Origin of the sequence: Tepidibacter sp. (genome assembly GCF_025210165.1) — a bacterium.
GTDB lineage: Bacteria > Bacillota > Clostridia > Peptostreptococcales > Peptostreptococcaceae > Tepidibacter_A.
The window spans coordinates 1-11,385 of sequence record NZ_JAOASI010000086.1; the positions used below are offsets into that span (position 1 = coordinate 1).

Annotated in this window: 7 protein-coding genes and 2 rRNA genes; 2 read left to right on the forward strand and 7 right to left on the reverse strand. The window is 28.4% G+C overall.

The window, feature by feature from the left end; genetic code table 11:
• The 5 genes from N4A48_RS14870 to N4A48_RS14890 form a co-directional block, all read right to left on the reverse strand.
• Positions 1–125: ribosomal RNA gene (locus tag N4A48_RS14870) — 16S ribosomal RNA — on the reverse strand; the annotation flags it as partial.
• Between the two features lie 394 nt (positions 126–519).
• Positions 520–762 (reverse strand): hypothetical protein, encoded by a 243-nt coding sequence (locus N4A48_RS14875; RefSeq protein WP_293667238.1) that lies wholly within the window; start codon positions 760–762, stop codon positions 520–522.
• Between the two features lie 413 nt (positions 763–1,175).
• Entirely contained in the window at positions 1,176–1,712 is a 537-nt protein-coding gene (nrdG, locus tag N4A48_RS14880; protein WP_293667240.1) for an anaerobic ribonucleoside-triphosphate reductase activating protein, read from the reverse strand.
• 13 nt (positions 1,713–1,725) lie between these two features.
• Positions 1,726–4,080, reverse strand: coding sequence for an anaerobic ribonucleoside triphosphate reductase (locus N4A48_RS14885; RefSeq protein ID WP_293667242.1), 2,355 nt, complete (start codon positions 4,078–4,080; stop codon positions 1,726–1,728).
• A 340-nt stretch (positions 4,081–4,420) separates the two neighbouring features.
• Complete coding sequence (locus N4A48_RS14890; RefSeq protein ID WP_293667244.1) at positions 4,421–5,947, reverse strand: cobyric acid synthase; 1,527 nt, start codon at positions 5,945–5,947, stop codon at positions 4,421–4,423.
• 135 nt (positions 5,948–6,082) lie between these two features.
• On the opposite strand from N4A48_RS14890, the gene N4A48_RS14895 reads away from it, so the two are divergent.
• Both N4A48_RS14895 and dcm read left to right on the forward strand, forming a co-directional pair.
• Positions 6,083–7,264, forward strand: a complete 1,182-nt coding sequence (locus tag N4A48_RS14895; protein WP_293667246.1) for a pyridoxal phosphate-dependent aminotransferase — start codon at positions 6,083–6,085, stop codon at positions 7,262–7,264.
• Between the two features lie 701 nt (positions 7,265–7,965).
• Positions 7,966–9,246 (forward strand): DNA (cytosine-5-)-methyltransferase, encoded by a 1,281-nt coding sequence (gene dcm, locus N4A48_RS14900; protein WP_293667248.1) that lies wholly within the window; start codon positions 7,966–7,968, stop codon positions 9,244–9,246.
• Positions 9,247–9,341: 95 nt separating this feature from the next.
• Here dcm and N4A48_RS14905 read toward each other — a convergent pair whose 3' ends face one another.
• Both N4A48_RS14905 and rrf read right to left on the reverse strand, forming a co-directional pair.
• The gene (locus N4A48_RS14905) at positions 9,342–10,718 is read right to left on the reverse strand and encodes a Sau3AI family type II restriction endonuclease (RefSeq protein WP_293667250.1); all 1,377 of its coding nucleotides are present in this window, start codon (positions 10,716–10,718) and stop codon (positions 9,342–9,344) included.
• 490 nt (positions 10,719–11,208) lie between these two features.
• Positions 11,209–11,325 (reverse strand): 5S ribosomal RNA (gene rrf, locus N4A48_RS14910).
• Positions 11,326–11,385: the final 60 nt, after the last annotated feature.

Genomic DNA, 11,385 nt, shown 5'->3' on the forward strand with positions numbered 1-11,385 from the left:
ACCCACGCGTTACTCACCCGTCCGCCGCTAAGATAATAAAGCAAGCTTTATAATCTCCGCACGACTTGCATGTGTTAGGCACGCCGCCAGCGTTCATCCTGAGCCAGGATCAAACTCTTAAATAAAAGTTTGTCAGTACTCAGTAAACTGACTTAATGTGTTTGTTTCCGAAAATCACTGTTGTGATTTATTTATAACCTACTGTTTAATTTTCAAAGTTCATTTTGTTTTTCGTGTTTGCCTCGTTGTCGAGGACAAGTAATAATATATCAGCTATTAAATAATTCGTCAACACTTTTTTTAAACTTTTTTTAAAATATATTATTTATCTCTATTTAATTATAGGCTAAAATGTTTATATTTAAACATTTATAATGGATTTTTTTATATTTTATAATTTAAGCAAAAATTATTATAATTTTAGGCAGTTAATCAAAACTGTCTATTAAAACATCTGCTCCTACCTTCAAGTTCGCATTATATTAACATTTCGAAATAAACACTTAATAAATTTTCAAATTATTCAATGTGAATTAATACCCCAATTATTCTAAAAACTATTACTGTAATAAATCCAATTAAAATTAATCTCTTTGCTGCCTTAAGTTCGTCTAAAGTTTTTTTACTAACTATTTCTGTTCCATCTTGCTCTTTTAGTTTTTTAGATACCTTTATATGTCTTATACATCCCCAAAGTATTATACAATAAGTAATCAAAGAAAACAGTTCTATTAAAACAGGAAACCCTAATATATCTCTCAAATTTATCACCCTCATATAATAACGCGTAATATTCTACAATTGTAAACTTATTTTTATTGTAGCATTTACTCAATATATATTAATGGGTACTTTTTTATATATTTTATTATTGAATCTATTTAATATCTAAAAACTACATTTATGAAATAAATGGTATTAAAATATTAGAGAATGTTTTAAATGTTTTTGTATAAAACTTATATTACAGCGTTTGAATATCCGTTAAGAAAGTTCGTTGTTTGACCAACGGGAGTTTAGAACTTTTAGGATATTCAATAAGATGTAATGCTTAGTTTTATTAAAAAATTTAATGCATGAGCGGTATTTTAATACCATTTATTTTGGGGTTAATCACAAATTTAAGAATTATATAATTTCCCTATATAAATAAAAGCAAGGCCTAAGCCTCGCTTTTATTTCGCTATATCCATATCCTCATTATAATCCACATGAAGAACAGCTCTTTTTAATTGTAATGATTTTTTAATATCTAATATCCTTTGATTTGAAGATCCTCTATACTTTAAAAGCATACTCTTCTTCTCTTCTATAAATTTCCCATCTATTAATACATCTATCTCATTCAATAGATTTTTCCATTTGAAATATTTATCATTTTTAATATCTGTCAACTGCTCAAAAGTATATCCACTATAAGCCCAAACATCTAGTCCAAGTTTTCTTGCCTCTTTACATATCTTAACAAGAGCGTCTGGTTGTTCAAATGGTTCTCCACCACTAAGAGTTATACCTTTTTGTAGTCTTAGCTTTTTTAAAGTATCTATTATAGATTCTACTTCTACCTCAAATCCTCCATTAAAATCATGAGTCTGTTTATTGTGGCACCCCTTGCAGTTATGCTTACAACCCTGGGTCCATATTACAGTTCTAAGTCCAGGTCCATCAACTATGCTGTCTGATGTCACAGAAGATGCTAGTCTTAATTTCATAATATCACCCCTTTTAGTTATGTTTTACTCTATCCTTAACCTCAGCTCTTTTAGCATTGTTAAATCTATCTACAGTACCAACTAAGTATCCTGTTATTCTTCTTATTCTTTCAAAGTATATATCGTCTTCTCCATCTTTTCTTCCGCAGGCAGGACATGTATCATTTATAACCCCATTAAATCCACAAACTGGATCTCTATCAAGTGGGTGATTTATACTTCCATATCCAATTCCAGCTTCCTTCATAGCTCTTACTATACTTTCAAATGCTTCTATATTATCAGATGGGTTTCCATCAAGCTCTATATAGCTTATATGTCCTGCATTAGTAAGCGCATGATATTTAGATTCTTTTTCTATTTTGTCAAATGCAGATAATTTATGGTACACAGGCACATGGAAAGAATTTGTATAGTAATCTCTACTTGTAACTCCTTCTATTTCTCCAAACTCTTTCTTATCTATTCTAGTGAACCTTCCACTTAATCCTTCAGCTGGAGTTGCTATTAAAGAAAAGTTTAATCCATATTCTTCACTTGCTTTGTCCATTTTATCTCTCATATATTTAATTATTTCAACACCTAACTCTTGAGCAGAATCACTTTCCCCATGATGCTCTCCTATTAGTGCTTTCAAACACTCAGCAAGTCCTATAAATCCAACAGTTAATGTTCCTTGCTTTATAACTTCTCTTAAATCATCTTCCCAAGATAATTCTTTAGAATTAGACCATACACCTTGTCCCATTAAGAAAGGGAAGTTTTTAGCTTTTTTATTTGCTTGTATTTCAAATCTTTCAAGTAATTGTTCTATTACTAAATCTATTTTTTCTTGAAGCTCTTTGTAGAAGCCTTTTATATTAGTCTCTTTATTCTTTAATATTCCATGTTTAATTCCCAATCTTGGAAGATTAATAGTTGTAAATGAAAGATTACCTCTACCTGTAACTATTTCATCTCCACATACATTTCCAAGTACTCTTGTTCTACATCCCATATAAGTAGCTTCTGTTTCCGGATGCCCTTCTTTATAGTATTGAAGGTTAAATGGGGCATCTATAAAACTAAAGTTCGGAAATAACCTCTTTGATGAAACCTTACATGCTAATTTAAATAAGTCATAGTTTATATCTTCTTTGTTTAAATTTATTCCTTCTTTTACTTTAAATATTAGTATTGGGAAAATAGCTGTTTCTCCATTTCCAAGTCCTTTTTCTAAAGAAAGTAATAAATTTTTACTTACCATTCTTCCTTCTTCACTTGTATCTGTTCCGAAGTTAACACTTGAAAAAGGAACTTGAGCTCCTGCTCTTGAGTGCATTGTATTTAAATTGTGTATAAAAGCTTCCATAGCTTGGTAAGTCTTTCTATTAGTTTCTCTTACAGCTTCTTTACTTGCAAACTTTTGTATTTTTGAGTATTTTTCTTCATCTAAATCATATTTTCTAGTCAATTCCTGTTTAATTCTATTATCTATTTCTGTGTGTATAGTTAATGAAATCTCTTTATTTAAAGATTTTTCTATTTCATTTGCTATTCCAATCATAATTTTTAGTTGATCTTCTTCAATATCTTTTTCTATACTTATAGCTTTATATATATTTTCTACATATGCTCTCTTAAATGTTTTTTTAACTCCTTTTGCCATTCCATAATCGAAAAACGGTATACTTTGACCTCCATGTTGATCGTTTTGGTTAGATTGAATAGCAATTGCTGCGAGTGCAGAATAACTTAATATATCCTGAGGCTCTCTTAAATGTCCATGTCCTGTTGAAAAACCGTTTTTAAACAATTCAGCTATATCTATTTGACAACAAGTAAGTGTACCCATATTTAAAAAATCCATATCATGTATATGTATATCTCCAACATCATGAGCTTTTGAATGATTAGGATTTATAACAAATTCTTTACAAAACTCCTTAGATACAGCACTTCCGTATTGAAGCATAGTTCCCATAGCTGTATTTCCATCTATATTAGCATTTTCTCTTTTTATATCTGCATTATCTGCATCTGAAAAAGTTATTTCTTTTATAGACTGAATAAGTCTTGTCTTAGAATTTCTTATTCTACTTCTTTCAGCTCTATATAATATATAAGCTTCACTAGTTCTTGCATGTCCATTTTTTATCAAAGTCTTTACAACAGCATCTTGAACATTTTCGACAGTTGGAACTTGTCCTATATATTTTTTAGTTAAAAGACTTAGAGCCTTGTCTGATAATTTTTCAGCTATTCCATAATCTGCTGTTTTTCCTTCTTTCTGTGCAACTTCATTAGCAGCTAAGAATATAGCTCTAGCTATTTTATCTTTACTAAAAATAATTATTCTACCGTCCCTCTTCTTTACGTTTTCAATCATACTACTGCCCCCTTGTACATTATGTTGTGTATACTCATTTCATTCATACTATATATAGTGGCGTAAATCAAAAAAAGTACCCTTTAACCTCGTTAAAGGGTCTTCGTATTTTTCTATATTTAGGTTATCAAAATTAATTAATTTAGTCAAACAGGCTCAAAGTATTGAAATTACAAGTCCATTTTTTTGAAAGCAAGTATTTATAACGGTTCTATTTTTTATGAAAATTTTCCTAAAATTTTTACAAAAGAACTTATGTTTCTTTCTAATTTATGTATACAACCCTCTGAAGTAATTGATATCACACATGCAAAACCCCTGTAAAAATTCTATAATATATTTACTCTCCTTTTAATATAGAGTATATTCTTTCCATATCTATATTTGATCTTACTATATTAGCTAGCTTATCATATTCTCTTTCTTTAAATTCTTTAAATGATGTAACTTCACTTTGTATTTCATCTAGCCCCCTATTTTTTCTTATATTATTAAGTAGCCCTCTTGTAAAGCTTATATTATCAAATATTCCATGTATGTAACTTCCCGCTACATTACCTTGTAAGTTTATAGCTCCTTCTAATTCATTTATATTTTCGTTCATTCTTTTAATCATTTTATTTAAGCTTCTAGATTCTCTTCCAACTGTACTTCTTCCCATATGTATCTCATAACCTTCTACCTTCATTCCTTCAAGAGAAGATAATAATCCTCTAACATTATTTTGAACAACAGCCTCTACTTGCGTTGTTATTTTTTCTCCTTCAAATGTAGTTTCTATATCTAAAAGTCCTATTCCATCTATTTCTTTTATTCCACATTCCACTCCATCTGGATCATATAATTTCTTTCCTAAAATTTGATATCCTCCACAAATACCAAATATTAACTTGCCTCTCTTATGTAAATCTTTTATTTGTCTTTCAAGACCACTTTCTCTTAAATAAATAAGGTCTTCTATTGTATTCTTACTCCCAGGTATTATTAACATATCAGGATTTCCTATAGATTCTCCCCTCATAACATATCTCAAGTTAACATCTTCTTGAGTTTCAAAAACATTAAAATCCGTAAAGTTAGAAACATGTGGTAGATATAAAACCTCTACATCAATTTCTCCACTTTCCTTTGATTTCTTCTTTTTAAATCTATCTGTTAAACTATCTTCATCTTCTATTTTAAGATTGCTATAAGGTATAACTCCAAGAACTGGAACTTTGATTATATCTTCAATCATTTTTATTCCTGGCTTTAGTATTTCTACATCTCCCCTAAATTTGTTTATTATAACTCCCTTAACTCTTTTTCTTTCTTCTTCTGATAAAAGTAGCATAGTACCTGCAAGGGACGCAAATACTCCTCCTCTATCTATATCTCCAATTATTATAACAGGTGAGTCCGATAGTTCTGCCATTCCCATATTTACTATATCATTTTCTCTTAAATTTATTTCAGCAGGACTTCCCGCTCCCTCTAAGACAACTACATCATATTCATTTTCTAGTTTCTTATATATATCTTTTATCATATTTGAAAGCTGTGGCTTAAACTTATGATAAGTAACAGCATCCATATTGTCATACACTTTTCCATTTATTATAACCTGAGATTTTTTGTCTGTTGTAGGTTTTAAAAGTATAGGATTCATTTTAACATCAGGTTCAAGTCCTGCAGCTTCTGCTTGAAAAACTTGAGCTCTTCCCATTTCATGTCCATCTTTTGTTATAAATGAATTAAGTGCCATATTTTGTGATTTAAAAGGTGATACACTTAATCCATCTTGCTTAAATATCCTGCAAAATGCAGCTGTGAGTAAGCTCTTTCCTACATTAGAAGCTGTACCTTGAAGCATTATAGATTTCCCCATCATTTGTCCCCCTTGTATTTTAATTTAAGTATATTATAACTTATTATAACTTCATATGTTTATAGATTTATGTTTAATATAATAATATTATTATGCTATAATTTATTAAACTAAATTTCAACAAGGAGTGATTAAATGCTTTCTAATAAATTAAAAAATATAACACCATCTTATACTATAGGTATTAGTTCTAAGGTGGCTCAGCTTCAAGAAAAAGGTATTTCTATATGTAATTTAAGTATAGGTGAGCCTGATTTTAACGTACCTATAAAAGCAAAAGACGTAGCTATTGATGCTTTAAATAATAATAAAACTAAATATGATAGCGTTTCAGGAGTTAATGAATTAAAACAAGAAATTATAAGAAAATTAAAAGACGAAAATAATGCAAATTATGATTTAGATGAGATAGTTATTTCAAGCGGAGCAAAACACGCTATAACCAATACTTTGATTTCAATATTAAATCCAGGTGATGAAGTTTTGGTTCCTAAGCCATACTGGGTTAGCTATCCTGAAATGATAAAATTATGTTCAGGTGTTCCAGTTTTTGTAGATACAGATAGAAAAAATAATTTTAAAATAACTGTATCTGATATAAAAAAGAATATATCATCTAAAACAAAAATGTTATTTTTATCTAATCCATCAAATCCTACAGGTGCTATTTATACAAGAGAAGAGCTTGAGAATATAGTTGATATATGTATAAAAAATAACATATACATACTTGCAGATGAGATTTACGAAAAAATATCTTATGAAGATGATTTTGTTAGTATAGCCTCTCTATCTAGTAAGGCTAAAGATATAACTATAACTATAAATGGTTTTTCTAAATCCGTGGCTATGACTGGTATGAGAGTTGGTTATTCTGCTTCAAACAAAACTATTTCTAGGGGTATTTCTACAGTTCAAGGACATCTAGTATCTCATCCATCTACTATATCGCAATGGTGCGCATACGGAGCCTTAAAATATTGCTCAAATGATATAGATGATATGGTTAAGATATACAAGAAAAAAAGAGATTTAGCTATAGATATGCTATCTAAAATAAACTATATAGATTATATTTATCCAAAAGGTGCTTTTTATATGTTTATAGATATTTCTAATTTAAAGAACAAGCTTGATTATAAAGATAGTTTTTCAGTAGAGTTTTGTGATAAGCTTTTATCTAATAATAATGTAGCAGCAGTTCCTGGAATAGCATTTGGAATGGATGATTATATAAGAATTTCTTATGCTTGTAGTGAGGAAAATTTAGTTAATGGTATTAAGGGTATTGAAGAGTTTGTTAATTCTTTATTATAGACTGTTAAGCTAAAAATAATGGTTATTAAAATATCGCTCATGTATTATATATTTTTATAAAACTAAGTATCACATCTTATTGAATATCCTAAAAGTTCTAAACTCGCTTTGCTCAAACAACGAACTTTCTTAACGGATATTCAAACGCTGTTATACAAGTTTTATAGAAAAATATATAAAAATTCACTAACATTTTAATAACCGTTATTTTTTAGTATTTTAACTACTTATAGCATTTTATCTTGATAGTAATACCACTTTTGATATTTTAATAATACTAAACTAAATCTAGAGTTTATGAAATATGCTAAAACCTCTTGAAATCCATCTAGTCAAACAAAAAAGTTTCTTAACGCAAATTCCAATACCCCAATCTAAACGTATCATAGTAAAATAGTTAACATTATATTAAATTTAATCTAAATTCGTACTATTCATACTACTGTATTCTTAAAAATATTTTTTAGAAATAATTACTATATAAATCCTACTAAGTAAATTACAGTTTATATCTTCTCAGTTTAGAAACTAAATATATTGAAATTACAATTAAACTAGTCTCTCTCCTAGAAATGTAAAATATTTAGTGAGATTTATATATTATCTAATTTGATCTTTTCAGATTAAAAAATATGTAGTATAATATTTAAGTACAATACAGAACATATGTTTAACCAAAGATAAATGGAGGTCATCACCTTATGAATAAAACAGTATGTGAATTATTTGCAGGAGTTGGAGGATTTCGTTTAGGACTAAATAAATCTTCTAATAATTGGAATTTTGTTTGGGCGAATCAATGGGAGCCAAGTAGAAAAACTCAACATGCTTTTGATTGCTATATAAATCATTTTGGAGAAAGCGAAAATCATGTTAATCAAGACATTGCTACTATAGATAAAAGTACTATCCCTAATCACAGTTTATTAGTAGGAGGATTCCCTTGCCAAGATTATTCTGTAGCTAGAACACAAGCTAAAGGAATAGAAGGAATCAAAGGTGTATTATGGTGGCAAATTAGAGATATTTTAGAATCAAAAAAACCACCGTTTGTTTTACTAGAAAATGTAGATAGATTATTGAAATCTCCAGCAAAGCAAAGGGGAAGAGATTTTGGTGTAATTCTTGCTTGTTTTAATGATTTGGGTTATTCTGTTGAATGGAGAGTTATTAATGCAGCTGAATATGGATTTCCTCAAAGAAGAAGAAGAGTTTTTATTTTCGCTTTTAGAAATGATACAAACTTTTTTCAACATTTAGATGAAAATAATTTAAAAGATTGCATTCATAATAAAGGATTTTTTCAAAATGAATTTCCTATAGAAAGACATTTTGATACTAAGCATAAACCAAGTCAAATACAAATGAATTATATAGACCTTGCTGATATTTCTGATAACTTCAAATTAGACTTTAGAAATACGGGAACTATGATTAATGGCACAATCTATACAGAAGAAACAAAACCTACAAAACACACTGATGTAAGTTTAAGTTCTATTTTAGAAACAAATGTAGATGAACAGTACTATATTGATAATAATGTAGAAAAATTAAAAAAATGGAAATATTTAAAAGGCTCTAAAAAAATAGAAAGAACTAGTAAAGCAGGTCATACCTATACTTTTAGCGAAGGGCCTCTATCTTTTCCTGACCCAATAGAAAAACCCGCAAGAACTATGCTTACAAGTGAATCTAGTATAAATAGAAGTTCTCATGTTGTTAAAGACCCTACAACAAATAGACTTAGAATCATTACCCCAATTGAAGCCGAAAGGTTAAATGGATTTGATGATAATTGGACAAACACTGGTATGACTCAAAAATTCAGATACTTTTGCATGGGTAATGCTTTAGTTGTTGGATTAGTTGAAAAAATGGGTAAATCCTTAAGTAATATATTTGAAAAAGAAGCTAATATAGAACATATTGAAAATTACAAACCAATTGCATATGCAGCTATCACTGCAGAAAGAAAATAGAAAAGTCAATTTGACTTTTCTATTTTAATTTACTTCTTTAAATTGAATAAACACCATACTTGATACAATAATTTAACAAATTCTTATTATTTATATTAATTATCATTTATTTGAGATAATATGTAACTATTGTTTAACCAAAAACTCTGTTTCGTAAATTTTCCACCTGTAGGTAAAGGGTATGTATTTGTTTTTTTGTTTGTATGAGGACGGACATGAGCTACTCTATTATCCTTTGAGTTAGGTAAATTATTATATTCTCTTTTTTTAGTTCTTTTAATAATTTTAACTCCCGACTTAATTATTCCTACAGTACGTTCCCATACTTCTCTAATATCATTTTCTAAATCGTCACATGGGATATTCCAAAACATACCTCTTTCAAGCTTTAACTGATTATTTTCATCAAATCTATATACAATAAATAAAAATCTAGTATTTAAAAACATTTCTCTAAGAGTACACATTTTCCATTCTTCTCTAATAATTTCTGTAAATTTAAAAGCTGGAAAAGACATATGCTGTTTTATGTTTCCAGTATTTTCAATTCTGATAGTTTTTATTTGTATATTTGCTTTTTCGAATTCCTCTATATGTTTTCCTTTTACTCCTAAAAGTCCTTTAGCTACTTCATATGTAAAAGATTTACCCTTAGGATTTGCAATTACTTTAAATTCTTTAGCTAGTTCATTTATGGTTTTACCTTTATGTTTTTTTATTTTTTGAAGAACAAATTGCTCAAAAGTAATATCTTCAAGTTCATCTATACTTTTTACTATTGAGTCATCATAAGTTTTCTTTCCTTTTATTATGTACTCATTAAGAATATGTGTAAGATATGCAGGTTTTAAAGAAAAAGCCCTTTGTTTAGCTGGTATATTGCAAAAAGGTTGTTCTCTTACTGAATTTTTATTTGTACCTTTAGTACATGCAGCTAAATAATTTGTATCTCCTTCTGATATTTCGTGAGCTTTTCCAGTTTTTATTTTATTTATTATTGTATTCCAGTCATCTTCTATTATTTTTAAATCTTTTTCTGGAAATTGAAATAATTGAACATATTTAATTATAAAATCTAATCTATCTATTTCTTTTTCATAAAGATACAATATTAATAATAAAAGTTTATTTTTCTTTAAAAAAGAGCTATTTTCAAAAACTTCTTTATGAACCTCCATATAGTTAATCATATTCAGAACCATTCTTTCTTTTGCAGATACTTTTTTAGATTTATTAATTTTGTATCCAGAAACTTTAAGCTCAACTCCTGCTTCTTTAAAATCAGCTTCTGAGTTACTATTTAATTCATATTTAAAATAATATTTCTCCAGTAGTTGGCCTAAACCACCTTTATTCCCTTTCTTTAATCGTATATTTCCTACTGCTTCCTCGAAAGTTTTTCCAATAAGTCCTTTTGCATAATTTTCTATACATATAGGATCTTTATCATTATATGGCAATATTTTATTCATAAAATGTCCTCCTCAAATTGGTATAATTTAATTATATCACCACAATATACTGTAATAGTAATATATGTTTTTTATTCAAAAATGATTAGATTTTAAATATATAGGCATATGGACTTACTATAATCCATAATTCTATAATCCATAATTTTTTTACTTAGATGTTTTTCATTTTCTATTTCCAGGTAGACACATACTCTTTTTTTCCAAGCGTTAGCTTTATTTTAAGATTTATATTTTATATTATCATAAATATTAAAAATGGTGGTTATTAAAATATTAGGGAATGATTTAAATATTTCGTGTATAGAACTTGTATTATACCGTTTAAATATGCGTTAAAAAACTTCTTATGTCTGAGCCTAAGCGAGTTTAAGAAGTTTTAGTATATTTAATAAGGTATAATGCTTAGTTCTATCGAAATATTTAAGACATTCACGGTATTTTAATAACCACCATTTTCGATTTACCTCTATACAAATAAAAAAAGATTACGTGGCTACGTCCTACTCTCCCAGGGGGCTGCCCCCCAAGTACCATCGGCGCTAAGGAGCTTAACTTCTGTGTTCGGAATGGGAACAGGTGTATCCTCCTTGCTATAATAACCACATAATCTTATCCTATTGTATCCTAATACTGATTTTTAATATTTTTGAGCGACTTTTAAATA

What these genes read in the sequence shown, in the direction of transcription:
- N4A48_RS14885 (WP_293667242.1), bottom strand. Translation starts at nt 4,080, where the DNA reads ATGATTGAAAACGTAAAGAAGAGGGACGGTAGAATAATTATTTTTAGT.
- dcm (WP_293667248.1), top strand. Translation starts at nt 7,966, where the DNA reads ATGAATAAAACAGTATGTGAATTATTTGCAGGAGTTGGAGGATTTCGT.
- N4A48_RS14905 (WP_293667250.1), bottom strand. Translation starts at nt 10,718, where the DNA reads ATGAATAAAATATTGCCATATAATGATAAAGATCCTATATGTATAGAA.
- nrdG (WP_293667240.1), bottom strand. Translation starts at nt 1,712, where the DNA reads ATGAAATTAAGACTAGCATCTTCTGTGACATCAGACAGCATAGTTGAT.
- N4A48_RS14895 (WP_293667246.1), top strand. Translation starts at nt 6,083, where the DNA reads ATGCTTTCTAATAAATTAAAAAATATAACACCATCTTATACTATAGGT.
- N4A48_RS14890 (WP_293667244.1), bottom strand. Translation starts at nt 5,947, where the DNA reads ATGGGGAAATCTATAATGCTTCAAGGTACAGCTTCTAATGTAGGAAAG.